At 64.9% G+C, this 26375-nt stretch carries 24 protein-coding genes; 10 read left to right on the top strand and 14 right to left on the bottom strand.

What is annotated here, in order from left to right; genetic code table 11:
- Window positions 1-4: 4 nt before the first annotated feature.
- From AC1Z32_RS13420 to gspD, 12 genes are all read right to left on the bottom strand, one after another.
- Window positions 5-784, bottom strand: a complete 780-nt coding sequence (locus AC1Z32_RS13420) for a type II secretion system protein N (RefSeq protein WP_483479126.1) — start codon at window positions 782-784, stop codon at window positions 5-7.
- Complete coding sequence (gene gspM / locus AC1Z32_RS13415) at window positions 781-1284, bottom strand: type II secretion system protein GspM (RefSeq protein WP_062601558.1); 504 nt, start codon at window positions 1282-1284, stop codon at window positions 781-783. Before gspM ends, AC1Z32_RS13420 begins: the two co-directional genes overlap by 4 nt.
- Window positions 1281-2627 (bottom strand): type II secretion system protein GspL, encoded by a 1347-nt coding sequence (gene gspL, locus AC1Z32_RS13410; RefSeq protein ID WP_483479125.1) that lies wholly within the window; start codon window positions 2625-2627, stop codon window positions 1281-1283. Before gspL ends, gspM begins: the two co-directional genes overlap by 4 nt.
- A gap of 36 nt (window positions 2628-2663) precedes the next feature.
- A complete protein-coding gene (gspK, locus tag AC1Z32_RS13405) occupies window positions 2664-3782 on the bottom strand; it encodes a type II secretion system minor pseudopilin GspK (protein ID WP_483479124.1) in 1119 nt (372 codons plus the stop codon).
- Window positions 3779-4465: a PulJ/GspJ family protein gene (locus tag AC1Z32_RS13400; RefSeq protein ID WP_483479123.1), complete on the bottom strand. Its 687-nt coding sequence runs from the start codon at window positions 4463-4465 to the stop codon at window positions 3779-3781. Before AC1Z32_RS13400 ends, gspK begins: the two co-directional genes overlap by 4 nt.
- Entirely contained in the window at window positions 4443-4832 is a 390-nt protein-coding gene (gspI, locus tag AC1Z32_RS13395; RefSeq protein ID WP_483479122.1) for a type II secretion system minor pseudopilin GspI, read from the bottom strand. Before gspI ends, AC1Z32_RS13400 begins: the two co-directional genes overlap by 23 nt.
- On the bottom strand, window positions 4832-5320 hold the full coding sequence (locus tag AC1Z32_RS13390; RefSeq protein WP_483479121.1) for a GspH/FimT family pseudopilin: 489 nt from the start codon (window positions 5318-5320) through the stop codon (window positions 4832-4834). The genes gspI and AC1Z32_RS13390 overlap by 1 nt, the downstream gene beginning before the upstream one ends.
- Window positions 5321-5334: 14 nt before the next feature.
- Window positions 5335-5805, bottom strand: a complete 471-nt coding sequence (gene gspG / locus AC1Z32_RS13385) for a type II secretion system major pseudopilin GspG (RefSeq protein ID WP_483479120.1) — start codon at window positions 5803-5805, stop codon at window positions 5335-5337.
- A gap of 153 nt (window positions 5806-5958) precedes the next feature.
- Window positions 5959-6372, bottom strand: coding sequence for a type II secretion system protein N (locus tag AC1Z32_RS13380; protein WP_483479119.1), 414 nt, complete (start codon window positions 6370-6372; stop codon window positions 5959-5961).
- On the bottom strand, window positions 6372-7589 hold the full coding sequence (gspF, locus tag AC1Z32_RS13375) for a type II secretion system inner membrane protein GspF (RefSeq protein ID WP_483479118.1): 1218 nt from the start codon (window positions 7587-7589) through the stop codon (window positions 6372-6374). The genes AC1Z32_RS13380 and gspF overlap by 1 nt, the downstream gene beginning before the upstream one ends.
- Before the next feature lie 4 nt (window positions 7590-7593).
- Window positions 7594-9081, bottom strand: coding sequence for a type II secretion system ATPase GspE (gene gspE / locus AC1Z32_RS13370; protein WP_483479117.1), 1488 nt, complete (start codon window positions 9079-9081; stop codon window positions 7594-7596).
- The gene (gene gspD, locus AC1Z32_RS13365) at window positions 9078-11468 is read right to left on the bottom strand and encodes a type II secretion system secretin GspD (RefSeq protein ID WP_483479116.1); all 2391 of its coding nucleotides are present in this window, start codon (window positions 11466-11468) and stop codon (window positions 9078-9080) included. Before gspD ends, gspE begins: the two co-directional genes overlap by 4 nt.
- A 605-nt stretch (window positions 11469-12073) precedes the next feature.
- Here gspD and AC1Z32_RS13360 point away from each other — a divergent pair.
- Both AC1Z32_RS13360 and AC1Z32_RS13355 read left to right on the top strand, forming a co-directional pair.
- Window positions 12074-12517 carry a lytic transglycosylase domain-containing protein gene (locus AC1Z32_RS13360; protein WP_483479115.1) on the top strand — a complete coding sequence of 148 codons (444 nt, stop codon included), beginning with the start codon at window positions 12074-12076 and terminating at the stop codon, window positions 12515-12517.
- Window positions 12518-12651: 134 nt separating this feature from the next.
- Window positions 12652-13920 (top strand): GTP-binding protein, encoded by a 1269-nt coding sequence (locus tag AC1Z32_RS13355; protein WP_483479114.1) that lies wholly within the window; start codon window positions 12652-12654, stop codon window positions 13918-13920.
- A gap of 170 nt (window positions 13921-14090) precedes the next feature.
- Here AC1Z32_RS13355 and AC1Z32_RS13350 read toward each other — a convergent pair whose 3' ends face one another.
- Window positions 14091-14369 carry an HU family DNA-binding protein gene (locus AC1Z32_RS13350; protein WP_008352404.1) on the bottom strand — a complete coding sequence of 93 codons (279 nt, stop codon included), beginning with the start codon at window positions 14367-14369 and terminating at the stop codon, window positions 14091-14093.
- A 297-nt stretch (window positions 14370-14666) separates the two neighbouring features.
- On the opposite strand from AC1Z32_RS13350, the gene AC1Z32_RS13345 reads away from it, so the two are divergent.
- The 8 genes from AC1Z32_RS13345 (at window position 14667) to AC1Z32_RS13310 (ending at window position 24849) form a co-directional block, all read left to right on the top strand.
- Window positions 14667-15701 (top strand): VTT domain-containing protein, encoded by a 1035-nt coding sequence (locus tag AC1Z32_RS13345; RefSeq protein WP_483481622.1) that lies wholly within the window; start codon window positions 14667-14669, stop codon window positions 15699-15701.
- Between the two features lie 51 nt (window positions 15702-15752).
- A complete protein-coding gene (mnmC, locus tag AC1Z32_RS13340; protein WP_483479113.1) occupies window positions 15753-17555 on the top strand; it encodes a bifunctional tRNA (5-methylaminomethyl-2-thiouridine)(34)-methyltransferase MnmC2/FAD-dependent 5-carboxymethylaminomethyl-2-thiouridine(34) oxidoreductase MnmC1 in 1803 nt (600 codons plus the stop codon).
- Between the two features lie 826 nt (window positions 17556-18381).
- Window positions 18382-19584, top strand: a complete 1203-nt coding sequence (locus tag AC1Z32_RS13335; protein WP_483479112.1) for a cation:proton antiporter — start codon at window positions 18382-18384, stop codon at window positions 19582-19584.
- Window positions 19585-19626: 42 nt separating this feature from the next.
- A complete protein-coding gene (locus AC1Z32_RS13330) occupies window positions 19627-20739 on the top strand; it encodes a YbdK family carboxylate-amine ligase (RefSeq protein WP_483479111.1) in 1113 nt (370 codons plus the stop codon).
- A 726-nt stretch (window positions 20740-21465) separates the two neighbouring features.
- Entirely contained in the window at window positions 21466-22110 is a 645-nt protein-coding gene (locus AC1Z32_RS13325; RefSeq protein ID WP_062601574.1) for a MarR family winged helix-turn-helix transcriptional regulator, read from the top strand.
- A 155-nt stretch (window positions 22111-22265) separates the two neighbouring features.
- Window positions 22266-22988 carry a glutamine amidotransferase gene (locus AC1Z32_RS13320; protein WP_483479110.1) on the top strand — a complete coding sequence of 241 codons (723 nt, stop codon included), beginning with the start codon at window positions 22266-22268 and terminating at the stop codon, window positions 22986-22988.
- Between the two features lie 106 nt (window positions 22989-23094).
- The gene (locus tag AC1Z32_RS13315; protein WP_483479109.1) at window positions 23095-24207 is read left to right on the top strand and encodes an NADH:flavin oxidoreductase/NADH oxidase; all 1113 of its coding nucleotides are present in this window, start codon (window positions 23095-23097) and stop codon (window positions 24205-24207) included.
- Window positions 24208-24387: 180 nt separating this feature from the next.
- The gene (locus AC1Z32_RS13310; protein WP_483479108.1) at window positions 24388-24849 is read left to right on the top strand and encodes an SET domain-containing protein; all 462 of its coding nucleotides are present in this window, start codon (window positions 24388-24390) and stop codon (window positions 24847-24849) included.
- A 52-nt stretch (window positions 24850-24901) separates the two neighbouring features.
- Here the strand turns inward: AC1Z32_RS13310 and AC1Z32_RS13305 are convergent, their stop codons facing one another.
- The gene (locus AC1Z32_RS13305; RefSeq protein WP_483481621.1) at window positions 24902-26356 is read right to left on the bottom strand and encodes a sensor histidine kinase; all 1455 of its coding nucleotides are present in this window, start codon (window positions 26354-26356) and stop codon (window positions 24902-24904) included.
- Window positions 26357-26375: the final 19 nt, after the last annotated feature.

Raw genomic sequence — 26375 nt, 5'->3', positions numbered from 1 at the left:
TTGCTCAGCGCATGAAGGTGAGCGCGACCGTATCCGGATCGGTATGACGGCCGAGCAGGTTCAACAGGCCCGCGAGGTTTTCGCGCTGCTCGGGCGCGGCGGTGGCCGTGCCCTGGAATGACGTCGATTCCTGCGATAGCGAGCCGTTGCCGGTGAGCATCAGCGGCCCCTTGCTCGTCGAGAGGTCGATCGTCGCCGTTGCGCCCTGCGCTTGCAGCGCGACGCGATACGAGCCGAGCGGCTTCACGCGCGAGACGCGCGAAGCCATGTCATCGAGCGTGACGACCACTTGCCCGTAAGCGTTGCGCCTCAGCAGGCGGAATTCGGTCCACGAGAGCCGCACGCTACCGTCGAAATCCAGCGTATTGAACGGCGCGCCGAGGCCCGCGAGCAGCGCCGCGGGCACCGCGATCTGGCCGGCGGTCACCGTCGCGCCGCGCGTGCTGGCGTCGACGACCACGGCATCGGGCATGGCTTCGGTCTGGCGCATCGTCATGTGCACGCGCCCCGTGAAGAGCGGCAGGAAAGACGTCGTCCATTCGATGCGCCCCGGCAGAAGCGTCGCGCCCGCGCCATCGCTGCCGGCGGCGAGCATCAACGTGGCCGAGCCGTGCCACAGCGAACCAGCGGGGTCGACCAGATTCACGTGGCCGCCCGTCGCCTTCGAGAACTGCGGCACGATCCACGCGGCCGGCATCATTACGAGCAGCGTGCTGGCGACTGAAATGACCATCACGAAAATCGCCGGCAATGTCTGCCGGATTCGTCGCGTCCAGTAGCTCATTTCACGCCGGCCGGTTGCAGCGACGCGGTCAGATCCACCTGGCCGTCCGGCTTGAGCGCCGTGACGTGCGCCTCCGACACCTGCACCTTGAACTGCTTGCGCGCGTCGTCGAGCCACATCGTCCAGTTCGGGAACGATGCGTTCTTCAACTGGATCTGCACCGCCGCGCCGATCACCTGAACCTGCGTCGGCTGCATGCCGTTGTCGGCGAGCGATTTGGCGAGCGCATCGCGCAGCGCGCCGCCCGTCGGCGTCACGCCTTCGGCGCTGCCCGCGAGCGAACGCGCTTCGTTGGCTTGCGCGGTCATCGTCGCGAGCTGACGCTGCATCGTCGGCAAGCTTTCACGCAGGCGCGCGCGGCCTTCGAACGCGGGCGCCCACAACACGAGATACACGAGCGCGAGACCGAGCGCGAGGCCGCCCCACATCAGCAGCGTCTTCTCGCGCGGCGTGCGCACTTCCCAGAATTCCGACAGTGAACGTCCGATTTCCGCTTTCATTGGCCGCTCCTGATCGTCCATTTGCCGGTGTTGCTATCGATCGAACCGTTCAGGCCGTTCGCGGCGAGGCGCTTCGTGAGGTCGGGATCGACCTTGGTTTCCGGCTTGAAGGTCACTTCCAGATGACGGTCGCGATAGTCGAGCCCCGCGACACCGTTCACCGGCACGGGACCGAGCGAGCGCGCGAGGCCGTCCGCGAGCGACAGGAAATCCGAAGGCGACAGCTCGCCCGACGCCACGCGCAGGCGATCCAGATTGCGCGACATCTGATCGGGCGCGTCGAGCACGACGGTCGTCTTCGGGAATGCGTTGAGCAGCAGCTCGGTTTCCTGCGCGCTGATCGCGTCGCGCTGGCGCGCGAGCTGCAGCCATTGCACGTTGACGCCGATGATCGACACGACGATCGACGCCGCCACGAGCGCGATCGGCACGCGCAGCCGCCGCATCGTTACACGGTCGAGGCGCCACGGCTGCGCGGCGAATTCGAACTGGCAGAGATCGAAGCGGCTCGCGACGGCATTGCGCGCGAGCGCCTCGAAGGCGAGCGGCTGCGCGCCCGCGACGGCCGCCGCGGCATTGCGCGAGCCGGACAGACGCGGCTCGTCGCCGGGCAGATCGACAAGCGAATAGAGCGTCGCGGGATGAGCGCCCGCGAGCGCTCCGAGCGTCGCCTCGATGGAGTCGGCGGGCAGCGCGAGGCCTTCGCCGAGCGCCGCGCGTTCGCCGCGCGCAATCGCGATTTCGATGCGCGGCGCGCCGGCCACGGCGGGCGAGGGCGTGACCATTTCGCCGATCAGCGCGGGCGCGGTGGAGACGACGTGACCCAGCAGGCCCGCGACGAACGGCGTCGGCGGGGCTTCCGGCTCTTCGCCTTCCGCGGCTTCCTCGACGGGCGCCGCGGCCGGAACCGGCAGGCAGCGCATTGCGGGCACGGCCTTCACGTTGCGATGCCCCGCGCCCGCGAACGCGCCGAGCACGAAGCGGAACCAGCCGCGATCGATCACGGCGACGACGCGCTTGCCATCCGCGAGTTCGACCGGATCGACGGCGATATGACACGTCTGCGGATCCTGAATCAGCTGATCCTCGACGACGTTCGGCAGCGCCTGCCGCAAGCGCGGCCCCTTGAGCGGCGGCACGGAAGCGGCGAGCAGAAGCGTGTCGCGCGCGGCGACGATCAGCACGGTCGCGCTCGCGCGCGGCAGAAGCCCGAGCGCCGCGCGGCCGCTGCGTTGCGGCTCGCCGCGCTTGTCGAGCAGCAGAAACGGCAGATCCGGCAGATGCCACTCTTCCGAGCGCACCGCGGGATCGCGCGGCGGTAATAGAACGATCAGTGTGCTCAAAGGCCACTTCCTCTCAACAATGACTGCGGCACGTCTTCAAAGCGTGTCGCGCGTATAGACGATGCGCGTCGTATGCGTCGTCGGATCGCGATAGACGAGCGTCGTGCGCTCCAGTTGCGCGCGTTCGTGTTCGACGCGCCCGTGAATCACGAAATACTTCGTGGTGACGTCCATCTCGTTCGGGTCGATCGACACCGTCTTGACGCCCGCCCCGGTCAGCGCGAGCTGCACGTTGCCGACATCGTGAAAAAACACCGTCTCGCGGCGCGCGACGAAAGCCTGTCCCTGCGACAGATTCATCCCCGGCACGACAGCCGCGACGACTTCGGCGGGCGCGGTGTTCATGTTCACGGCGGTCGTCGTCGGCAGCACGGTGACGAACGGGCGAAGCTTCGCGACCGCTTCCGCCGAAAAACCCGGCACGTCGAGCAGCGAATCGACGCTGATCATCTGCAAGGGCGCGACCGGCGCGTTGCTGTCCGCGTCCTTCAGGCCCGGATCGTCGGTGAAGTTGCCGCCGCCCATGCCGCCGCCTTGCGCAATTGCCGCCATCGTCGCTTCGGCGCTCTGGCCGGTCGCGCCCGTCGGGCTGTTGCCGGTCTGCGTCTGAAAGCGCGTCGCGGAGCGCGCGAGGCCCGCGCGCATCTGCAGCGCCACGGTCTTCGCGAGCGATCCGTTAATGCCGAGCATCGCGAGCAGCCGCTGGAACGCCTGAATCTGCGCGACGTTGATGGTCAGCACGCCGGGCGTGGGCGTCGACACCAGATTGCGCAGGTTGAACTTCGCCTGCGCATCTTCGATCGAGCCGGACAAATACGTCGACGCGCCTTGCTGCGCGCGCACTTCGCCGATCTGCCCGAGAAAATCCGACAGCTTCGTCTTCGCGATCGGCACGCCCCACACGCCGCCGAGATACGTGACTGTCGGCGAGGTATCGGCTTCCGAGCGCAGGATGAGGCGCGTCCAGTCGAGCGCGCTGCGCGAAATCCATTGCGCCTGCGCGAGCAGCCGCTGATTCTCGATGCGGCGAATCTGCACCTGCTGACGCCACAACATGCCCGACACCAGTATGGCCGCGAGCGATACGACCAGCAGCGCGCTGATGATCGCGACGCCGCGTTGCTTCTTCCTTGGCCTGTGCGCTCGCATCGTCATTCTCCGACCAGAAACACACGCGTGAGCGGCACTTGCAGACTGCGCGCGCCGACCGCGACCTGAATGCCCGACACCGCCCGCGCCAGCGGCGCATTGCCGAGTTGCGGCACCTTCAGGTTGTTGTCGTTCTGGTTGATCTGCGAGAGCACGTCGTTCATGCGCGTCGTCCAGCCCTTTTCCGGGATATAGACGCGCGTCGCGAGCGTGGCCACGCCGCCCATCAACGGCACCGCGCTCCAGCCGTCGGCGCCGTCGCCCGAGGACAGCGCGCGGCGCACTTCGCCCACGTTCGACAGCGGCGGCGATGCGAAGCGCACGATGCGCCCGTCCGACAGCCGGTAACGCACGACCTGAAGACGTGGCGCCACACCCTGCGCGAACACGCCGCGCACGATCTGCAGCGAGCCGTTGCCGATCTGCACGGCAGGCTGGCCCGCTTCGTCGTCGGTTGCGGCCTGGCGCGCGTCGATGCGCATCTGGTCGAACAACTGCGCGACGATGCGTTCGTCTTCCATCGAATTCTCGATGGTCGCGCGGCCGCGAATCACAGAGTCGAGCCCGCGCCACGACAGCACGGCGATCACCGCGAGAATCGCGATCGCGATCAGCATCTCGAGCAGCGTGAAGCCGCGCTGCCCGTTGCCGATGCGAAAGCGGCGGTCAGAGCGAGCGGTTCGTTTCATTCGCCACCACCGTGACCATTTGCGCCAGATAACCGGAGCGGCCGGGCGTCGAAACGAGCATCTCGACGCGCCGGAAAATCGGATTCGGCGTCTGGCTCACGCGCTGCGTGCAGCTGAGCTTCAGATTGCCCTGCGAGCAGTCGAAGGTGCGCGAACCGATCGCCGGAAACTGACGCGAGAGCTTCAACTGCGCGAGCTCGTTGTCCGCGCTCCAACCCGCGAGCAGCCGCCGATGCAGGTCTGCTTCGCCCGTCGCGAGCGAGCCGACCGCGCGCATCGAAGCGGCGAGCGCCACCGCGATGATCGCCAGTGCGACGAGCACTTCGATCATCGTGAAGCCAGGCTGATGTCGACGAGGTTGGCGCATCATCGCACCTGAAAGCGGCCGTTTCCGCCACTGACGATGGTCGCGCGGCCCGCCGGCGAGACCAGTGTGATTTCCATCGGCGTATCGATGGCCTCGGTGCCGAACACGAGCCGGCTCACCGACTTGTCGGAATCGAGAAAATGGATCGACACGCCGGTCACGCCGCCTTCCCAGCGCCGCGGGCGAAGCAGATCGTCGCGCAGCGGACGCCAGCCGTCTTCCGTGCGGATGTCGAAGCGAAAGCCGCCGTCGATAGGCTGCCACGCGATCGGCCGCGCGCGCACCTGCGCTTCGTCGCCCGCCGATTCGAAGAGCAGCGCGAGACGCTGCGCTTCCTCGTTGAGATCGGTGCGCGGATTGCGCGTCAGCTGCAGCGATGCGAGCGACACGAGCAGCCCCGCGATCACGAGCACGACGAGCATTTCGAGCAGCGTGAAGCCTGCGTTGCGCCTGGCTTGTCGGTGCCTGTTCACGCTGCTTTCCTTCATCTACTTCCCGAGGCTTATTGCCACGAGCCGACGTCGGCATCGTTGCCTTCGCCGCCCGCCTTGTTGTCCGCGCCGTAGCTGAACACGTCGATTTCGCCGTGCACACCCGGATTCAGATATTGATACTGGCCGCCCCACGGATCGTTCGGCAGGCGCTCCAGGTAGCCGCCATCCTTCCAGTTGGTCGGCAGCGGCTCGGTAGACGGCTTTTCGATCAGCGCGCGCAAGCCTTGCTCCTGCGTCGGATAGCGGCCGTTATCCAGACGATACAGCTTCATCGCCTGCATGATCGTGCCGATGTCCTGCTTCGCGGCGACGCGGCGCGCCTCGTCCGGGCGGCTCATGATCTTCGGCACGATGAGCGCGGCGAGAATGCCGAGAATCGCGATCACGACCATGATTTCGATCAGCGTGAAGCCGCGCTGGCGACGACCTTGCGCCTGAATTTGTTGGATTCGCATGCGGCGTTGGGTCCACATTTGCATGACTGCTACCTCTTGTATTGAAGATTTCGTTTCCGGGCCTCATGCCCGGTGATTAAAAAATCGCGCGGCTTCGCATTCAGACGAAGCCGCCGCTCATTCTATCGATGTGCTTTCACCGCGTGATTCGTGCCCGTACGAGGCATCGCGTCGCGCTCAGCGCACCCAGATTGTGGGCCCGGGCGGATTCTGCGGCAGGAAGATCTCCGATTTCACGCCGTTGCGATCGATGATGATCGAGCGCGCGCGCACTTCCGAGAGCTTCACGCCTTGCGTGAGCGGACCGCCGAGCGAGACCGCGCGCGCCGGCTCGCCGCCGTAGCTCACGATCGCGGCGGCGCCGCCCTGCAGCGCGAGAATGCCGAACAGATGCACATCCGAATTGGCCTGACGCTCCAGCCGTCCGCCGAAGATCGTCGCGGCCTGTTCGACCGACGGCGCGCGCGTTGCGGCGGCGGCGGGCAGCGGCGCGGTCTGGCGCGAGGTCAGCGTGACGACCCAGTACGTCACCGTCACGCAGAAGAGCGCGAGGGCGGCAAGCGTTAGCAGGCGAGTTTGCAGGGCGTTCATTACTGCACCAGATTATTCAGTTCGATGATCGGCAGCATCACCGCGAGCACGATCACCAGCACGACGCCGCCCATCGCGAGAATGAGCAGCGGTTCGAGCAGGCTCGTCAGGAACATCGTGCGGCGTTCCAGCTCGCGCGCTTCGCCATCGGAGGCGCGGTCGAGCATCGAGGTGACGTCGCCAGTCGCTTCGCCGGAGCGGATCAGATGGACCAGCACCGGCGGAAACGTCTTCGTGTTGCCGAGCGCGCGCGACAGGGAGGAGCCTTCGCGCACCCGCACAATGGCGTCGTCGACGTTGTTGCGCATCGCCGTGTTGCTGAGCGTTTCGCCCGCCGCCTGCAGCGCGCGCAGGATCGGCACGCCGGCGGCGGTCAGGATCGCGAGCGTGCTGGCGAAGCGCACGGTGTTATAGCCGCGCACCAGCTTGCCGATGAGCGGCGCCGTCAACAGCCACCGGTCGAACGACATGCGCGGCCCGGGCCGCGAGAGGATGCTTTTCACCAGCCACGCGAAGAGCGCGACGCCGATGAGCACCGCCCACCAGTAGCTTCGGACGAAGGCGGAAAGCGCCATCATCATGACGGTGAGAAAAGGCAGTTGCTGCTTCGTGCTTGCGAACACGTTCACGACCTGCGGCACGACATAGCTCAGCAGAAACGTGACGATGCCGAACGCGATGATCGTCACGATGCCGGGATACGTGAACGCCAGAATGATCTTCTGCTTCAGCGCGTTACGCTGCTCGATGTAATCCGCGAGACGCGACAGCACGAGCCCGAGCTTGCCGGTGTGCTCGCCCGCCGCGACGAGCGCGCGATAAATCTCGGGAAAGTCCTTCGGATGTTGCGCGAGCGCGTTGGCGAAGGAGTGGCCGCCGAGCACTTCCGCGCGGATCGCGGCCATCAGCTCGCGGATGTAGTCGCGCTCGGACTGCTCCGTCAGCACCTGAAGCGTTTCGCCGAGCGGCAGTCCGGCGATCAGCAGGCTCGCGAGCTGGCGCGTGAGAATCGCCTGCTCGCGCGTCGACAGACGACGCCCGAGCGAAAGCCTTTGCTGACGCTCGCCGCGCGTGCGCGAGCCCGCCGCCTCGACGACGAGCGGCGTCAGCCCTTGCGTGCGCAGCTGACTGCGCGCGGCGCGGGCGCTGTCGGCGTCGAGCACGCCTTTCTGCGTCTTGCCCGCCGAGTCGATCGCTTCGAAACGAAATGCCGGCATACGTCTAATCCCCGCCCGTCACGCGCAACACTTCTTCCAGCGAAGAAACGCCTGCCGCGAGCCAGCGGTCGCCGTCCTCGCGAAGCGTGCGCATGCCCTGCTTGCGGCCGGCTTCGAGAATCTCCGCGTCCGCGGCGTTGCGGTGGATGAGCGGCCGGATCGTGTCGTCGATCAGCAGCAGTTCATAGACACCGCGTCGGCCGACATAGCCCGACTGGCCGCATCGGTCGCAGCCGACGGGATGGTAATGCTTCGTGCCGTCTTCCTCGACGCGCTCTTCCTTGCACGCCGGACACAGCTGCCGCACGAGCCGCTGCGCGAGCACGCCGAGCAGCGACGAAGCGAGCAGATACGGCTCGACGCCCATGTCGGTGAGACGCGTGACGGCGGAGGCGGCATCGTTCGTGTGCAGCGTCGCGAGCACGAGGTGGCCGGTGAGCGACGCCTGCACCGCGATCTGCGCGGTTTCGAGGTCGCGGATTTCACCGATCATGATGATGTCCGGATCCTGACGCAGAATGGACCGCAACGCGCGCGCGAAGGTCATGCCGATGCGCTCGTTCACCTGCGTCTGACCGATGCCCGACAGGTCGTATTCGATCGGATCTTCCACCGTCATGATGTTGGTGGTCGTGGTCTCCAGCCGCGACATCGACGCGTAGAGCGTGGTCGTCTTGCCGGAGCCGGTCGGGCCGGTCACGAGCACGATGCCGTGCGGCTTGCCGATGAGCTTGTCGAAGTTGACGAGCGTGTCGCGCGCCATGCCGAGCGTTTCGAGATTCAGGCGCTGCGCGTCCTTTTCCAAGAGACGCAGCACCGCGCGCTCGCCGTGGCCAGTCGGCAGCGTGGATACGCGGACATCGACGGGACGCCCGCCCACGCGCAGCGTGATGCGGCCATCCTGCGGCAAGCGTTTCTCGGCGATATCGAGCTGCGCCATGATCTTGATACGCGAGATCAGCGCGCCGTGCAGCGCCTTCTTCGGGCGCACGACATCGCGCAGCGTGCCGTCGACGCGAAAGCGCACGACCGACGCGTTCTCGAACGGCTCGATGTGAATATCCGACGCCTGCTCGCGCGCCGCCTGCGTCAGCAGCGCATTGATCATGCGGATGATCGGCGCGTCGTCCTCGGATTCCAGCAAGTCCTCGACTTCCGGAATGTCCTGCATCAGGCGCGACAGATCGACTTCGCCTTCCACTTCGCCGACCACCTGCGCCGCGCTGCCGTCGTTGCGCGCGTAGGCCGAATTGATCGAGGCGGCAAGCTCGTCGGCGGATTTGCGCACGATCGACAACGCGCCAAAATTGCGCGCGACCTCGGCGAGCGCTGCGTCGGACGTGCGCTCGCTGATCCACACTTCGATGCTGTCGGCGTGCTGATGCGCGAGCAGAATCTGCCCGCTGCGCGCGAAGCCATAGGGCACGAGGCGGGCCGCCAGCGGCGACGCCGCGTCGTTCGCGCTCTCGACTGCATCGTTGACCGTGGTCACTGCGGTACTCCCGGCTGGTTGCCGTCGAGCGATTTCGCGCTCGGCTGGTTGTTCGGCACCGCGTAGTTGGCCGCGCCGTTACCGGACGGCGCGCCCGGCTGCGGCATCTGCGGCGCGGGCGGCGGATACGTGCCGCCCTGCGGCGCCGGACCCGCTTCCGGATTCTGCGGCAGCGTCGTGCTCGGGCCGGGGCCGCGCGTCGTGTTGCTCCAGTCCAGCAGGTTTTGGGCCGGCGCGCCGCCGCCCTCGCTCGGACCGAGCGGCTTCGGCGGCATCACCGGCACATTCTGATCCTTGATGAGACGGTTGTCTGTCGTCGAGCCGTACTGCTGCTGACGCAGATAGTCGTAACGCGTGTTGGCGATCTGCGTGGCGGTCGACTGATCGCGCACGATCACCGGGCGCAGGAACACCATGAGGTTGGTCTTCGTGCGCGTCTTGCTTTCGCTGCGGAACAGGCTGCCGATGAACGGAATATCGCCGAGCAGCGGAATCTTGCTGTTGTTATTGTTGTACTGGTCCTGCATCAAGCCGCCCAGCACGACGATTTCGCCGTCGTCGGCAAGGATGGTCGACTGCACCGAGCGCGTGTTGATGGTCACGCCGCCGGGATCGTTCTTCGTGCCGTTATCGACGCTCGAATCTTCCTGATAGATCTGCATCTTGAGCACGCCGCCGTCCGTGATCTGCGGCTTCACGTGCAGCGTTACGCCGACGTCGCGGCGATCGAACGTGTTGAACGCGGTGACCGAGGTCGCGGCGTTGGCCGTCGGCGTGGCGTAGGAGCCCGTCACGACCGGCACGTTCTGGCCGACGACGATCTTCGCTTCCTCGTTGTCGAGTGTAATGAGGTTAGGCGTGGACAGGATGTTCGCGTCCGACGACGTCGACAGCGCCTGCAGCAGCCCGCCGAGACCGAACAGGTTGCCGAAGCGGTGCAGCAGGCCGATGTTGAGACCTTGCGCGAGAAGGCCGGTGGTCGATGTGATCGCGGACGGATTCTGCGCGATCGCGTTGCCCTGCAAGGTCAGATCGACGATGTTCGTGTTGCCGCTGCCGAAGCTCGAGCTGCCGTACAGCGCGTTGTTGCCGCCGTTCGACAGCAGCAGGCCCTGCCATTGAATGCCGAGATTCGCGCCGGTCGTAGCCGAGAGTTCGACAATCAGCGCCTCGATGTAGACCTGCGCGCGGCGCGCGTCGAGCTGGTCGATCACGGCGCGCAGGTTGCGGTACATCGGATCGGGCGCGGTGATGATCAGCGAGTTCGTCGCGGCATCGGCCTGGATCATGCCGCCGCCCTGTTCGTTGCCGGACTCGTTCTCCTTGTTCGACGAGAAGCTCGAGTCGCGGTTGCCGCCGCTGCCGGACATCGGATTGTTTCCGCTGCCCGAACTGCCGCTGAGACCGCCGGGCAGGGGCGGCATGCCGGACTGACCCGTGGACGTCGACGAATTGCTCAGGCCGCCGCCGCTCTGGCCGAAGGTGTTCGAGCCGGTATTGGAACCCGACGTGTTGTCCGTGTTGCTGCCCTTGCCGAGCATGCCGCGCAGCGTCTTGGCGAGGCGCGTCGCGTCGGCATTGCGCAGCGCGACCACGTGCATGTTGCCTGGCTGCGTGGTGGGCGCGTCGAGCTTCTGCGCCAGTTGCTTGGCCGCCGCGAGACGCGCGCTGCTCGATGCGCGGAACATCAGGGAGTTGGTGCGCGCATCGGGCGTGACGGTGACTTTGAGCGTCGCGTCGGTGCTGCCTACCGTGCCGGGATCGAGCAGCTTGTTCATCTGCTCGGCGACGTCGATGGCGTTCGCGTTCTTCAGCGTGACGACATCCACCGCTCTTCCGGCCGCGGTGTCGACGCCCGCGATGATGCCCGCGATGCGGCGGACGTTATCGGCGTAATCGGTGACGACGAGCGTATTGTTGGCCGGGTAGGCCGCGATCGTGTTGTTCGGCGAGATCAGCGGGCGCAGCACCGGCAGCAGGTTGTTCGCCGATTCGTTGCGCAGCTGAAAGACCTGCGTGATCACCTGATCGCCGCGCGCGGCCGGCGCGTTGCCGACGTAGGTCGGCACGCCCTGGAGCTTGGCGTCGGCCTCGGGCACGACCTTCAGGACGCCGTGATCCTGCACGAGCGCGAAGCCCTGCATGCGCAGCGATGACTGAAGTGTCTTCAGCGCCTGTTCCTCGGGAACCGGGTTCTCCGAGACGAGGTTCAGTTGCCCCTTGACGCGGGGATCGACGATGATCGTTTTGCCGGTGGCGGCGCCGATCGCTTTCGCGACCTGGTCGATGTCCGCGTTGACGAAATTCAACGTCACTTGCGCGTGCGCGGCTTGCGCGACGATAAGTCCCGCCGCCAGCAGTGCCGTCGCCATGCGACGCAGTGCCATAGGTTGTCTTCTCATGGATGTGATGTCAGAGCCGGGTCTTCGAAGAGCCGGCCAAGGCAGCATCGCTCGTCAGCCGAGAGCGCCGCCTACCGCGGCGTGGTTCGGGCAGACCCGGGCCACCGCGATCATTTTAAAAAATATGACGATAACAGCTTTGTGTAACGAAATTGTGCCAATTCGTTCCGGATCAGGTTGCCCTGCCGCTGCTCGTTCGACACAAGTTCCAGCGCGCTCAAGCTTTCGAATAACTTGCCGATAGACCGTATCTGGGCGATTCCAGGCTTCGGCCGATGTACGCGGGAGCCGAATTGTAACCCGTCCAGAAGTCTTATTATTCATACATTTAGAACACGGCCATCCGACCGGCCGATATGCTTGCTCGCAAGCAGCCTTTGGTCGGTGCAATGGGCCTATGTCTGATAGCCAACTTATGGCCTGAATCGTCAGCCGGTATGATACGGTCGGTTCCGCATTCCGGGCGGTGACAAAAAGGGCGGGTTTTCCCCCATTCAGCTCGGCCGCGGACGTTGATTTGTTGGCGTTGGCGCCAAGGCGCCGCAACGGCGGCATGACGTTCCGCATGGGCGGATGGAGTAGAAGAGAAGATGAAGAGAACCCTGCAACTGCTTGCGATATGCGGGCCGCTACTCGCGGCCGGCTCCGCGCGCGCGGACTGCTTCGACGAAGCGGCGAAGTATCAGAAGGTCAACCCGCTCATCCTGCGCGCCATCGCCTGGCAGGAATCCCACAACAAGCCCGACGCCATCAACAAGAACGCCAACGGCTCGACCGACTACGGGTTGATGCAGATCAACTCCATCCACCTCAATACGCTCTCGCAGTACGGCATCTCGAGCGGCACGCTGATGGAGCCGTGCAAGAGCGTGTACATCGCGGCGTGGCATCTGCGCCAGAAGATGAACAAGTATGGCAATTCGTGGCAGGCGGTCGGTGCTTACCATTCCGAAACACCGGCGCTGCGCGACAAGTACTCGGCGCAGATCATCGAGATCCTTCGCCGCTGGAAGCTGGTTCAGGCTACGCGCTGATCAGGCCGCGTCCACTCCTCCCGCGCCGCGTCCGGCGCATTTGATGCAAAATCCCCTATTCGATCGCCCGCGTTGCCCGAACGGCAGCGCGGGCACGCGCTCGCGCGCTCCATTCCCCGTCACGTTTTACTGCGATGAACCACACGCCATTGCCCATCACCGTGCTATCGGGATTCACCGGCGCGGGTAAGACCACACTCGTCGATGCCTTGCTCGCCAACGCCGAAGGCGTGCGGCTCGCGGCCGTCACATGCGGCAAGGTCGCCGCGGGCGCGGACCGGCAAAGCACCGACCTGCCCAACGGCTGCATGCTGTTGAGCCTGAGCGACCGGTCCATCGAAGCCATCGAGAACGCGATCACATGGATCGCGGAACAGCAGCGGTTCGATGCGGTCATCGTCGAATCGTCGGGTATCGCCGATCCGATAACGATCGCCGAGCATCTCGCATTCGGCGACGACGACGACGCGACACTCGCGGGCCGCGCGCAGCTCGACACCTTCGTCACCGTGATCGATGCCGCGAACTTCTCGCGCGACTACGCCTCTTCCGATTCGCTCGCCGAGCGTGGCCTTCCGTCGGCGGACCATGATGAAGAAGACGGCAAGACGGTCGTCGAGACGCTCGTCGAGCAGATCGAATTCTGCGATGTCATCGTCATCAACAAGACGGATCTCGCCGGCGCCGACGAAGTCGAGAAAGTCGCGCGCGTTCTGCATGGCCTCAATCCTCGCGCGATTCAGGTGCGAACGCAGTCGGGCAACGTGCCGCCCGATGAAGTGCTGAACACCGGCCGCTTCGATTTCGATGCGACCGCGAGCGCGCCCGGCTGGCTTGCGATACTCAATGGCGAGGATCCATCGAGCGACGAACCCGATGCGTTCGGCGTCGGCCATTTCGTGTATCGCGCGCGCCGGCCGTTTCATCCCGAACGATTGTGGAATCTGCTGCATCAGGAATGGCCGGACGTGTTGCGCGCGAAGGGCTTCTTCTGGCTCGCGACGCGAAGCGATGTCGGCGGCTCGCTGTCGCAGGCGGGCGGCACGGTGCGGCATGGTCCGGCAGGCGTGTGGTGGGCGGCGCAGGATCGCAGCGAATGGCCGACCGACGACCCCGAACTCGAAGCGGAGATCGTCGCGGAATGGTATGGCGATCCGGATGACAACAGCATCGGCGATCGTCGGCAGGAGCTCGTTCTGATCGGCCTGAATCTCGATCCTGCCGCTTGGCAGGACAAGCTCGATGCATGTCTTTTGAGCGACGACGAATGGGCGCTCGGCCCCGATGGCTGGCAACGCTTCGCCGATCCGTTCCCTGCATGGGACGTGGACGAGCACGACCACGATCACGATCACGATCACGACCATGGACCGGATTGCGACTGCGAGGATCATCGGCATTGATCGCTGCGCCGGCTCGATGCCATGTCGAGCCGGCAACCGCAACGTGAACCGCAACGTGAACCGAAACGTGAACCGCAACGTGAACCGAAACGCACAGCCGAAAAAAAACCCGCCGAAGGCGGGTCATGTACAACTGGCTACCCTTGGTAGCCGCACAATCGGCAAGAAGCTTACCGCTTGTTCACTGCGTCCTTGAATGCCTTGCCAGCCGTAAACTTGACCGTCTTTGCGGCCGGAATCTTGATGGATTCGCCGGTCTTCGGATTGCGGCCGGTGCGCGCTGCGCGCTTTCCCGAGCCGAAGCTGCCGAAGCCGATCAACTGCACTGCGTCACCTTTCGAGACAGCCTTCTTGATCACTTCGAGCAACGTGTCCAGCGTTTCGCCGGTTTGAGCCTTGCTGGCGCCGGTCTGAGCGGCTACGGCGTCGATCAATTCCTGTTTGTTCATTAAGGTTCCTTTATCAGTTTAGGTTGACACGAACAGCGCGAACGCGCCGATTATACGTGCGCAAGCCGTGCAGTCGAGTAGGGACGGCCTTCTGGCGTGCCCGCCCGACGGATCGGCGTTGTTTCGCGCCATCTCACCGGCGTTGCTCCACATCGTCGCCTTCACGCCGCCTCTGTACGCGGCGCTTGGTATGATAGCGCAGCGCAAACCCAATCAGGACAAGGGTTTCAAAGATTTACCCTTATATTTTCGGGGCTCCCGGCCGACTTTTTGGCGTAGGACATCTGGGTGCGATCCATGCTACGCGAGCTGATCATCGAATACGGCCTGCCGTTGGTTTTTGCCAACGTTCTGCTCGAGTGCCTCGGCCTTCCGCTCCCAGCCTTGCCCACATTGGCTTTGACGGGTGCGATCACCGTCTCTGCGAGCTTCGCGACGGGCGCCGTTTCGGGCTTGCCTTCGCTCTTCCCATCGGCGGCATTCGGGCCGCTTGTTGCGATCGTCGTCACGGCCAGCATCGCGGCGCTCATCGGCGACATGCTCTGGTTCTGGCTCGGGCGCCGCTACGGCAGCCGCGTGCTCGGCTTCATGTGCAAGCTCTCCATCTCGCGCGATACCTGCGTGAACCGCAGCCTCGACTTCTTCGGACGCTTCGGCGTGCGCATTCTCGCGCTGTCGAAGTTCATCCCCGGACTGTCGACGCTCGCGATTCCCGTCGCGGGCGCGACCGGCATCGGCTTCGGCAGCTTTCTTTTCTATGACGCGCTCGGCGCGCTGCTGTGGTCCGGCACGGGCGTGGTGTTCGGCGCGATGTTCGCCGATCTCGTCGATAGCGCGCTCGCCTGGCTCGACCTGTTCGGGCGCGGCGTGATCGTGCTCGCGGGCATGGCGCTCGCGCTCTATCTCGCGGTGCGCTGGTGGCAGCGCGTGTCGTTGTTGCGCAGGTTGCGCATGGCGCGCATCGATATCGCCACGCTGCGCGCGCTGCTCACGGGCGAGCTGCCGCCGCTCGTCATCGACGTGCGCCGTCGCGAGCGTCGCGCGATGGATCCGTATGCCATTCCCGGCGCATTGCTGCTGCATGACGATGCCGCATCGCAGCTCGCGGACATCGCGCGCGACCGCAAGCTCGTGACGTATTGCGATTGCCCGAGCGAAGTGTCGGCGGCGCTCGCGGCAAAGGAACTGACCGCGCATGGCTTCACCGATGTCGCGCCGCTGCTCGGCGGACTCGAAGCATGGCGCGCGGCGGGTTACGCGCTCGAGCCGCTGATGATCGAAGACGCCGCGAACGGCGCAGCGCATGGCATCGCCAAGTCTTCATCCGTTTGATCTTTCATCGCGCATCCGCCTCACGCGGCGCGCGGTCTCTTCATCTATCGCATGACCGAATCCCTGCTTTTCGCGCCGCACGATCTTCCTGCGCGCTGGCGGCGCAAGCGCGTCTTCACGTTCGTCGATACGACGTTCAGTGTCTTCCTGCCTCTGTGGCAACGCTGGCGCGATGACGAAGCGCGTTGCGATCGACTGCACGTCGTCGCGCTTGCGCCGCTCGCCGCGCTGGACAATGCGCCTTCGGCCGATAACGCATCGCCGCTCGCCGCCGAACTCGCACGCGCGTGGCCGATGCGCGTGCCGGGCGTGCATCGGCTCGAGTTCGATAAGGGGCGCGTGGTGCTCACGCTGGCCATCGGTGACGACGCGCAGGAAATGCTCGCGAAACTCTGGCTACGGGCAGACGCTTTCCATCTCGATCCAGCCGGCGATCCGCGCAAGCTGTGCAAATCGCTCGCGCGTTTTGCCGGCGACGGCGCGACGGTCAGCACGACCGCTGCCGGAGATGTGCAGATGCAACTCGAGCGCGCGTTGGCCGCATCGGGATTCGAGTGTTCATGGTCCGCGACGAACGCGCGGCTCACCGCACGCTTCGCACCGCGCTGGCGCGTGCGGCGTCACGAGCCGCCGCTTCCTTCCGATGCGAACGCGCGCGACGCCATCGTGATCGGCGCGGGCCTCGCGGGTTGCGCGGTGAGCTCACGTCTCGCGGCACGCGGCTGGCGGGTCACGCTGATCGATCGCCACGCGCTGCCCGCACGCGATGCATCGGGCAATCCGGCGGGCGTGTTTCATCCTATCGTCTGGCGCGACGACAGCGTCGCCGCGCGCCTCACGCGCGCCGGCTTTCTCTACACCTTGCGTCGATGGAAAGCGCTCGAAGCGGCGCATCACGACTTGTCGCGAAGCGGCGCGGGCCTGCTTCAGATTGCCGATACGCAGGAAGACGCCGATGCGCTCGCCGTCGCCATCGCGCGCTTCGCGTATCCGCGCGATTACGTGCGACCGATGACCCGCGACGATGCATCGCGCACTGCCGGCGTCGAGGTCGCGCGCGGCGGCTGGTTCTTTCCGCACGGCGGCGCAATCTCGCCCGCGGCGATATGCGCGGCGCAGCTCGCCGATGCGTCCGCGCTCGTCACGCCGCGCATGAACACGGAAGTTGCGCGCATCGCGCACGATGGCCGCGTCTGGCGAACCTTCGACGCGAACGGCGGCGAGATCGCGAAGGCGCCGGTCATCGTGCTCGCCAATGCGCACGACGCCGCGCGGCTCGCGACTCTCCATGGCGAACCGACGCGCAGCGTGCGCGGCCAGCTCACCGTGCTCGCTCCGGGCGCGCTCGACGCATTGCGCATGCCGGTGATCGGCGAAGGGTACGCAGTGCCGCTCGGCAAGGATGGCGCGCTGATCGGCGCGACCTACGACATCGACGATCCCGACCGCGAGATTCGCGATGCCGGGCATCTCGAGAACATCTTGCGCGTCGCGGGCATGTTGCCGCAGCTCGCGCGTGCGCCGACGCAAGTCCGCGCGGGCCGCGTCGCGTTTCGCTGCGTGACGAGCGACCGCATGCCGATGATCGGCCAGCTCGCCGACGAAAACGCCGCGCGACGCGATGCGCGTCAACTGTCGGGCGCATGGCCGCTCGACCTGCCGCGCATGCCGGGACTTTATGGCGCGTTCGCGTTCGGCTCGCGCGGTCTCGTCTGGGCGACGCTCGCGGCCGAGCTCATCGCATCGCAGATCGAAGGCGAGCCTTGGCCGATCGAGCGCGAGCTTGCCGAAGCCATCGACCCAGCCCGCTTTTTGCTACGTGCATTGCGTCATGGGGAAATCGGCGCAGCTTAGTTGTCCCCGTGGTGCTGTGGATAACCCGTCGGAATGCAGGCGGAAGACATGTGAACGCGTTGTGCACGTAAACGGGACAACTGAGGCCTCCGGTTTACGCGCCCCAAAGTTGTTCCGGGTTCACCGCGCGGCACCAACATGTTTACGGCCCGCTTCTGCTTTTTCCAAACGATTGAATGAAAAGACGAAAGCGGTGTTATCCACAGAAAAAGCAGGTGCTTGTTAACCACTACTACGTTTATATAAAGTAAACCTGTAAACATCTGACGGCGAGGCCATCGGCCAGCCGTAAACCAAAAGTCCGGATGCCGCGAAACCGGCTACCGGTCAGCCTTTCCATCCTGGTCCGGGCTCGGCGGTCGCTTTTACTTCATAAGAATCATCAGCTTGGACTTTCTGTCAGGGGTTCCGAGGTATGGCACAATCGCGCTTCTTCCTGCGTCGCGCCGTCGAGACGGCGACCGCTTCAACGGAACGATGGTTGCGCGCCAAGAATCTGATACCAAGCCGCATCGTCGTTCACTGTGTTCGGCCCGGCATCCGGGCGAGCGCCCCATGCGTTCCTCGTGTCATACGTATCCGGGATGTCCGGTGCGACATTGAGAGCATGTAGGGCGCTTCGCTGCCAGCCGGACGCGTCGTCTAATTCGTGCACGGCCCGACCGTGACGCCGTGTTCGTTCGCATTTCGTTTCGCCTGAATGAACCAACGCTCGCCTGGCCGGGCGGATGCGCCTCGCCTGCGAGCGCGCGCCGCGGACGCCAGTCACGCAACGGAACGTGCACGCCCTGCAGCAGCAAGCAGCAACGAAGGAGAAGCCAATACGATGAATTCGGCATTTTCATTTTTGCCCACGTGGCCGCTCGAACCCGACGCCATTCTGTGGGCCGGGCTCGCGCTCGTCACGGCGGGACTCGCCGGCGAGCTGCTATGGCGTGCGTGGCGTCTGCCGCGCATCACCGGTTTCGCGGTTATAGGGCTAATCGCCGGCAATGCGGGCCTCGGCGTGATCGACGCCAGCGCGGGCGGCCTGTCGCGGCCGCTGCTCGATGTCGCGCTCGGGCTGCTGCTCTTCGAACTGGGCGGCCGGCTCGATTTGCGCTGGATCCGGCGCAATCCGTATCTGATCCTGTCGAGCATCGCCGAATCGACGCTGACCTTCGGCCTCGTGCTGATCGCGCTGATGCTGATCAACGTGCCGACGATGCCCTCGATCGTGATCGCGGCCATCGCGATGGCCACGTCGCCCGCGATGGTCATTCAGCTGAAGACCGAGCTGCGCGCGGAAGGCCAGGTCACGCAGCGCCTCATGACGCTGACGGCGCTGAACAGCATGTATGCGGTGGTCGTCGAGAAGCTTGCGGCCGGCGTCTTGCATCAGGAGATCTACGGGAATACGTTCGCGACGCTCCTTCAGCCGTTCTACCTGCTGATCGGCTCGCTCGTGCTCGCGTTCCTGCTCGCGCGCGCCTGCAACCTGCTGGTGCGGCGCCTGCCCGCGAACGACGAGCATTCGTTCGTCGCGCTCTTCGGGCTCGTGCTGCTGGCGATCGCGGTCGCGCACATCTTCAAGCTCTCGACGATTCTCGCGCTGCTCGCCGCGGGCATCATCGTGAAGAACGCCGACGAACGGCCGCAACTGTGGCCGTCGCATTTCGGCTCCGCCGGATGGCTGCTCACCGTGATTCTTTTCGCGCTCACGCTGACGTCGTTCCACTGGCGCGACATCGCGCTCGGCGGCGTCGCGGCGCTCGGGCTGATCCTCGCGCGTTTCATCGGCAAGCTCGTCGGCGTGCTGATCTTCGCGAAGCCGAGCGGGCTGAACCTGAAGCAGGGCGCGGCGCTCGGCGTCGCGCTGACACCGATGTCGGCGCTCGCGTATCTGCTCGTCGACGACATGTACGTGCTTTATCCCGACTACGATCCGACGCTGCGCGCGATCGTCATGTGCTCGATCGTCGTGCTGCAGATCGTGGCGCCTTTCCTGGTTTACCGCAGCTTGTCGGCGGTGGGCGAACGGCGCGAATAACCGCGCCGCGCCTGCTCAAGCATTGATCATTCAAGAGGCGTCATGGCACTCGAACCTTTCATCAACTCCGAACCCTTCACGTTCGGCGTCGAGCTGGAGATCCAGGTCGTCAACACGCACGACTATGATCTGACCCGCGCCGCGTCGGACCTCATGCGTCTCATCAAGGACGAAAAGATTCCGGGCAACATCACGCCGGAGATCACCGAAAGCATGATTGAGCTGTCGACCGGCATCTGCACGACGCACGAGCAGGCCGTCACCGATCTGCGCAGCATCCGCGACGTGCTCGTCGCCGCGGCGGACCAGCTGAACGTCGGCCTGGCCGGCGGCGGCACGCATGCTTTCCAGCAGTGGAGCGATCGCCAGATCTACGACGCACCGCGCTTTCAGTACATCTCCGAGCTGTACGGATACCTTGCCAAACAATTCACGGTGTTCGGCCAGCACGTGCACATCGGCTGCCCCGATCCGAACAGCGCGCTCTTCCTGCTGCATTCGATGTCGCGCTACATCCCGCATTTCATCGCGCTTTCGGCCTCGTCGCCGTACATTCAGGGCGTCGATACGGGTTTCCACTCGGCGCGGCTGAACTCGGTGTTCGCGTTCCCGCTGTCGGGCCGCGCGCCGTTCGTGCTCACCTGGGACAGCTTCGAGGAATACTTCTCGAAGATGGTCAACACGGGCGTCGTGAACAGCATGAAGGACTTCTACTGGGATATCCGGCCGAAGCCCGGCTTCGGCACTATCGAAGTCCGCGTGATGGACACGCCGCTTTCGGTGGACAAGGCCGCGGCGATCGCCTGCTACATCCAGACGCTGTCGCGCTATCTGCTGCTCGACAAGCCGCTCACGCCGCGCGAGGACGACTACCTCGTCTACACCTTCAACCGCTTCGAGGCATGCCGCTTCGGGCTGGAAGGGACGTGCATCCATCCGCAGACGGGCGAGCGGCGCACCATTGGCGAGGACATTCTCGAGACGCTCGACGTGCTCGCGCCGCACGCGGAAGCGCTCGGCTCGCAGGCCGCGCTCGCGCAGGTCGCCGATATCGCGCGCGGCATCAACGACGCGACCTGGCTGCGCGACGTGGTGCACAAGGAAAAGTCGCTACACGAGGCGGTTAGGCAGCAATGCCTCCAGTGGCGCCGATAACGCTCCGCTTGCGCTAACAAGGATCAGCGAATCACGATGAAAGGCCGCTTCGAAGCGAATCGAAGCGGCCTTTTTCTTTGGCGCGTATGAAACATGTGCATGACGAGCAACGGGAATAAAGCGCTCGCGGCAACGTTTGAAGCGGAACCGATAGCGCGACGCTAAGGTTTACTTCAGGAAATCCGTACACATCCGTAATAGTAGTTAACAAGGGACGGGCCTTGCTGTGGAAAACGTCAAAAAATGGTGCAAAGTCAACGCACTAGCGCGACGATAAGCACAGGGATTGCGCGTGCGCCGCGGCATGACATTCTGGACAACAGAAAGGCGCCGATACGGCGTCGAGTGTTATCAAGAATACGTCCACATACAAAGAAGACGTTTTTCCACGGGTTATCCACAGTTCTGCGTGGATAATTAAGGTGTACGTTTGTTCTATGTCGCTTAGAATGGCGGCTCTGCTGATATAGCGTTATAGTCGGCAGGAGAATAGCGCCACGAGCAGGAACATAAGACGGCGCATAACGAAGAGGGTTGCAATGTCCCCAATCGGGTATGGCCAATTGGCTTGGCACGCCTGAATTTTGAGACGGCGGGGACCGAGAGCGGAGTGCAGTTCGCAAGGGGTTCGGAGTACTTTCTGCGGGCGGCGTTTCGAAAGAGGTGTTCGCGGCGGTAGTGCGAACATGCCGTCAAAACCATAAGCGGAACAACAAGCGAAAGACTATGAGTGAAGGCGTTTACGGAGAGCAGGCGACGGGGCGGGTGACCCACGGCCTGCTGAGGCTGAGCACCGCGATGCGCAGCCAGGCATGGGAATGGGCGGAAGGCGCGGGGCTCACGCCGACCCAGGGTGAAATTCTCGTTCTGCTGATGCAGCGTAAGGGGCCGATGCGTCTCGGGGAGATCGCGCGTGAAACGGCGCTGACCGCCGCCACGACGAGCGATGCGGTGAGCACGCTCGAAGGCAAGGGTCTCGTCGAGAAGCGTCGGGCGATCGACGACGGCCGCGCGCTCGCGGTGCGTCTGACCGCGCGCGGCCGCACGGCGGCGAAGAAGGCGCTGCAATGGCCGGACTTCCTCTCGAAAGCGGTCGGCACGCTGCGCGAGGACGAGCAGGTGGCGTTCTATCGCACGCTGCTCAAGACGATCCGTCAGCTCGAGTCGCAGCAGCAGATTCCGGCGCACCGCATGTGCCTGTCCTGCTCGCACTTCGAAGCCAGCAAGAATCCGAAGAAGACGCCGCATCACTGCGCGCTTCTGCAGATCGACATGGCTGACACCGATCTGCGTCTCGACTGTTCGGTATACGAAGAAGCCGACGTCGCCACGCAGAAAAAGAGCTGGAAGGTCTTCGCGCAGGTCGCCTGACCGGCAGGCTCACCGGGTAAGCGAGATGTGGCGTCATCGGGCGCTGTGAGGCAGCGGCGAGTCGGTTAGACTGTGCCCGTCGCGCCTCGCCGCGAGGCGCGGCTCGTCATCACTTCGTCCTGAGCCATGCACAGCCGACCTACGGAAAGCCGCCGATGAAAGATGAAGTTCTGGCGATTCGCCACGTCTATTTCGAAGATCTGGGCAGCCTCGAACACGTGCTCGGCGATCGCGGCCATTTGGTGCGCTATCTGGATGTCGGGCGCGGCCGTATCGACGCGCCCAATCCGCTCGATCCTTCCCTGCTCGTCGTGCTCGGCGGCCCGATCGGCGCGTATGAGGATGCACACTACCCTCATCTCGCGCCGCTTCTGTCGATGCTCGAGAAGCGCATCGCGGCCGGCTTGCCGACCATCGGCATCTGTCTCGGCTCGCAGCTGATCGCGCGGGCGCTCGGCGCGCGGGTGTATTCGTCGGGCAAGCTCGAGCTCGGCTGGTCGCCCCTCACGCTGACCGATGCCGGGCGCGCATCCGCGTTGCGCCATCTCGAGGCCGACGGCGCGCCCGTTCCCGTGTTTCACTGGCACGGCGATACCTTCGATCTGCCCAAGGATGCGACGCTGCTCGCGTCCACCGAAGCGTGCGCGCATCAGGCGTTCGCGTGGGGCGAGCACGTGCTCGCGCTGCAATGTCATCCCGAAGTGCTCGTTGAGCGCTTCGAGAGCTGGCTCGTCACCTATCCGGGCGATATCGCAAGAAGCGGCACGACGGTCGCCGCGCTGCGCGAGGACACCGCCCGCCACGGCGCGAATCTCGAGCGCGCGGCCCGGTCGATGTTCGGCGAGTGGCTCGACCGCTTCACCGTGCCGGCTCGCTGACGTGTGATGGTATGAACCATTGCGCGTGACCCGGCGCGATGGCTGTGCACGAAAGAAACCGCGGTGCTATTCTCGATCGCTCCTTTTCTTGCGACGAGTCTTCCCCATGAGCGCGCTGTTCACTCCCACGACCTTACGCAGCCTCCACATCCCGAATCGCATCTTCGTGTCGCCGATGTGTCAGTACTCCGCCGAGCGCGGCGAGGCCACGGCGTGGCACATGATCCATCTGGGCCAGCTCGCGTTGTCCGGCGCGGGCATGCTGTTCATCGAGGCGACGGCGGTCGAGCCGGACGGGCGCATCACGCCGGGCGATCTCGGCCTCTGGGACGACGTCACCGAAGCCGCGTTGCGTCCGGTGATGGCTGCCATCCGCCAGTATTCGAAGATTCCCGTGACGATGCAGCTGGCGCACGCGGGCCGCAAGGCGTCGAGCCGCAAGCCATGGGAAGGCGGGCAACTCATTTCCGTCGCCGATGGCGGCTGGATGACCTACGCGCCGTCCGCCATTGCGCACAAGCCGGAAGAAACGCCGCCGCTCGCGCTCGATGCCGCCGGCCTCATTCGCGTGAAGGAAGCGTTCGTCGCGTCGGCGAAGCGTGCGGCGCGGCTGGGCATCGACGGAATCGAAGTGCATTGCGCGCACGGCTATCTGCTGCATCAGTTTCTCTCGCCACTTTCGAATCAGCGCACCGACGAATACGGCGGCTCGCGGGAGAATCGCATGCGTTATCCGCTCGAAATCTTCGATGCCGTGCGCGCCGCGTTTCCCGCCGACAAGCCGGTCGGCGTGCGCGTGTCCGCGACGGATTGGGTCGAAGGCGGCTGGGATATCGAGGATACGATCGCGTTTGCGTCGGAGCTGAAGAAGCGCGGCGTCGACTGGGTCGATGTGTCGTCGGGAGGCGTGTCGCCGTTGCAGAAGATTCCGTTGTCGTCCGGCTATCAGGTGCCGTTCGCGCAGGCCGTGAAGGAGGCAACCGGCGTGACTACGATCGCGGTTGGTCTGATCACCGAGGCGAAGGAAGCGGAGGAGATCGTCGCGAGCGGCAAGGCGGATTTCGTCGCGATGGCGCGCGCGATGCTCTATGATCCGCGCTGGCCGTGGCATGCTGCCGCGGAGCTCGGCGCGAGCGTCACGGCGCCGCCGCAATACTGGCGCTCGCAGCCGCGCGAACAGAAGCACCTCTTCGGCGAGATCACCATCGGGCAACGTTGAAAAGTATGGAGCATCGCCAGGACGGTTGAGCTTTCGCGCGCCGGGAGTGTAGGATACCGGTGTGTTGAGCGCTCGCGTTCAACCGAGCGAACGCGGCGCCTCAGAGGTCACCGCGTTTTTTTTCATCCCGATGTTCATCCCGAGCGCGCGGGAGCGAAGCGTTATTTAAGGATTCATTCGATGAGTTCACGCAGGGTCACCGTTCGCCGCTCCGGCGTGCACGGCAAGGGCGTGTTTGCCGTGAAGCGAATTGCTGCGGGCGAGCAGGTGATGGAGTACAAGGGCGAGCGCATATCGTGGAAGGAAGCGCTGCGCCGTCATCCGCACAATCCCGACGAGCCGAATCACACGTTCTACTTCGCACTCGACGACGGCCGCGTGATCGACGGCAAGATCGAAGGCAACAGCGCGAAGTACATCAATCATTCGTGCGCGCCGAACTGTGAGGCGGAGGAAGTCGAAGGCCGGGTGTTCATTCACGCGTTGCGCGACATCGCGCCGGATGAGGAGCTCAACTACGACTACGGGCTCGTCATCGAAGGGCGCATCACGAAAAAGCTGAAGAAGGAATACGAGTGCCGGTGCGGCGCGAAGAAGTGCCGCGGCACCATGCTCGCGGTGAAGAAGGAAAAGAAGAAGTAGGCCGCTCATACGCGACGCTTCGATTCGAAAGAGCCACGGGAGTGGCTCTTTTTCATTCCTCGGCGGGCTTTGCTTCCTTCAACGGCATGCGCACGATAAAGCGCGCGCCGCCTTCGGGCGCATCCTCGTAATGCACGGTGCCGCCGTGCAGCACCATGATGTCGTGCACGATCGCAAGGCCGAGGCCCGCGCCGCCTTCCACGCTTTGCCCATCGCCACGGAAAAAGCGCTTGAAGAGATCCGGCTGCTGATCCGGCGGAACGCCGGGGCCGTTGTCCTCCACGACGACTTCGCCGAAGCGGCGGCCGTTCGCGTCCTGCCACTCGGAGACGGTCATCGTGATGCGCGCGCCTTCGCCGCGAAACGGCGGAATGTACTTGAGCGCGTTGTCGATCAGATTCGCAAGCACTTCGCGGGCGAGCACGATGTTGCCACGCACGATCATCGGATGCTCGTTCTCGGGATCGTCGAGGCGCTGAAAACCCAGGTCGACGTGCGCGGCGAGCGCGCGCGGCACCCATTCCGCGCCGGTTTCGAAGGCGAGCGCGGCGAGATCGAAATCGGCGAAACGGGCGGCCTGCTCGCCCGGCTCGGCGCGCGCGAGCGAAAGCAGCTGATTCGACAGCCGCACCGCGCGATCCGCCGACGCGCGCAGCTCCTTCACCGCTTCGATCGCCTTCGCGGGATCGCGCGAGCTGAGCGCCTGCTCCGCGTGCAGCTTGACCGCGGTCAGCGGCGTGCGCAGTTGATGCGCGGCATCGGCGATGAACTTGCGCTGCGCGTCGAGCGCGGTTTGCAGGCGCACGAGCAGGCCGTTCATCGCGCTCGTGAGCGGACGGATTTCGCTCGGCACGTAGGTCTCGTCGACGGGTTCGAGCGAAATGTGCGTCTGCTGATTGAGCGTGTCGGCGAGATCGGTGAGCGGGTTCAACTGCTGATTCACCACGCGCCATACGATCACCCAGCCGGCGAGCAGCAACAGCGCGAGCGGCATCATGATCGCGATCAGGAACTCCACCGCGATGCGATAGCGCGAGCCCACGCGCTGCGCCACCTCGACGACGATCGGGTTGCCGGTCGGCTGTGGCACGCGCACTTGCGCCGCGCGCACGGAGACGCCCTGAAAGTGCGTCTCGAAGACGTATGCGTAGTGAATGCGCCGCACGCTGGTGCCCGTCAGCGGCAATTCCGGCTCTCCGGCGATTTCCTCGTCGCCCGTGCTGATGCGGTAGATGAGCTGCTCGACGGGATCGGAGAACATCGCCTGCGCGAGCGGCGGCACGGTGACGGGCGCATCGACGCCCGCGAGCTGGATCTGCTTGCCGATGGCGGTGGCGAGATCCGCGAGCGAGCGGTCGACCACGTGCTGCGTGTATTGCCACGCGAGCCAGTAGGCCATGAGACCGCTCATCAGCGCGAGCAGGGAAAGCGGTGCGGCGAGGCGGCGCAGCAGCGTGCGCCGCAGGCTCGGCGGCGCCGGCGTTTCGGTGGCTTTCGATCGCGCCAGATCGAGCCAGTCTTCGCGG

It is taken from the genome of Caballeronia sp. 11_S32 (genome assembly GCF_056930355.1).
This window is presented reverse-complemented; position numbering and strand designations above follow the sequence as displayed.

Excerpts from the sequence above, each read along its gene's own strand:
- AC1Z32_RS13420 (WP_483479126.1), bottom strand. The coding sequence starts at position 784 with ATGAGCTACTGGACGCGACGAATCCGGCAGACATTGCCGGCGATTTTC.
- gspM (WP_062601558.1), bottom strand. The coding sequence starts at position 1,284 with ATGAAAGCGGAAATCGGACGTTCACTGTCGGAATTCTGGGAAGTGCGC.
- gspK (WP_483479124.1), bottom strand. The coding sequence starts at position 3,782 with ATGACGATGCGAGCGCACAGGCCAAGGAAGAAGCAACGCGGCGTCGCG.
- AC1Z32_RS13400 (WP_483479123.1), bottom strand. The coding sequence starts at position 4,465 with ATGAAACGAACCGCTCGCTCTGACCGCCGCTTTCGCATCGGCAACGGG.
- gspI (WP_483479122.1), bottom strand. The coding sequence starts at position 4,832 with ATGCGCCAACCTCGTCGACATCAGCCTGGCTTCACGATGATCGAAGTG.
- AC1Z32_RS13390 (WP_483479121.1), bottom strand. The coding sequence starts at position 5,320 with ATGAAGGAAAGCAGCGTGAACAGGCACCGACAAGCCAGGCGCAACGCA.
- gspG (WP_483479120.1), bottom strand. The coding sequence starts at position 5,805 with ATGCAAATGTGGACCCAACGCCGCATGCGAATCCAACAAATTCAGGCG.
- AC1Z32_RS13380 (WP_483479119.1), bottom strand. The coding sequence starts at position 6,372 with ATGAACGCCCTGCAAACTCGCCTGCTAACGCTTGCCGCCCTCGCGCTC.
- gspF (WP_483479118.1), bottom strand. The coding sequence starts at position 7,589 with ATGCCGGCATTTCGTTTCGAAGCGATCGACTCGGCGGGCAAGACGCAG.
- gspD (WP_483479116.1), bottom strand. The coding sequence starts at position 11,468 with ATGGCACTGCGTCGCATGGCGACGGCACTGCTGGCGGCGGGACTTATC.
- AC1Z32_RS13360 (WP_483479115.1), top strand. The coding sequence starts at position 12,074 with ATGAAGAGAACCCTGCAACTGCTTGCGATATGCGGGCCGCTACTCGCG.
- AC1Z32_RS13355 (WP_483479114.1), top strand. The coding sequence starts at position 12,652 with ATGAACCACACGCCATTGCCCATCACCGTGCTATCGGGATTCACCGGC.
- AC1Z32_RS13350 (WP_008352404.1), bottom strand. The coding sequence starts at position 14,369 with ATGAACAAACAGGAATTGATCGACGCCGTAGCCGCTCAGACCGGCGCC.
- AC1Z32_RS13345 (WP_483481622.1), top strand. The coding sequence starts at position 14,667 with ATGCTACGCGAGCTGATCATCGAATACGGCCTGCCGTTGGTTTTTGCC.
- mnmC (WP_483479113.1), top strand. The coding sequence starts at position 15,753 with ATGACCGAATCCCTGCTTTTCGCGCCGCACGATCTTCCTGCGCGCTGG.
- AC1Z32_RS13335 (WP_483479112.1), top strand. The coding sequence starts at position 18,382 with ATGAATTCGGCATTTTCATTTTTGCCCACGTGGCCGCTCGAACCCGAC.
- AC1Z32_RS13330 (WP_483479111.1), top strand. The coding sequence starts at position 19,627 with ATGGCACTCGAACCTTTCATCAACTCCGAACCCTTCACGTTCGGCGTC.
- AC1Z32_RS13325 (WP_062601574.1), top strand. The coding sequence starts at position 21,466 with ATGAGTGAAGGCGTTTACGGAGAGCAGGCGACGGGGCGGGTGACCCAC.
- AC1Z32_RS13320 (WP_483479110.1), top strand. The coding sequence starts at position 22,266 with ATGAAAGATGAAGTTCTGGCGATTCGCCACGTCTATTTCGAAGATCTG.
- AC1Z32_RS13315 (WP_483479109.1), top strand. The coding sequence starts at position 23,095 with ATGAGCGCGCTGTTCACTCCCACGACCTTACGCAGCCTCCACATCCCG.
- AC1Z32_RS13310 (WP_483479108.1), top strand. The coding sequence starts at position 24,388 with ATGAGTTCACGCAGGGTCACCGTTCGCCGCTCCGGCGTGCACGGCAAG.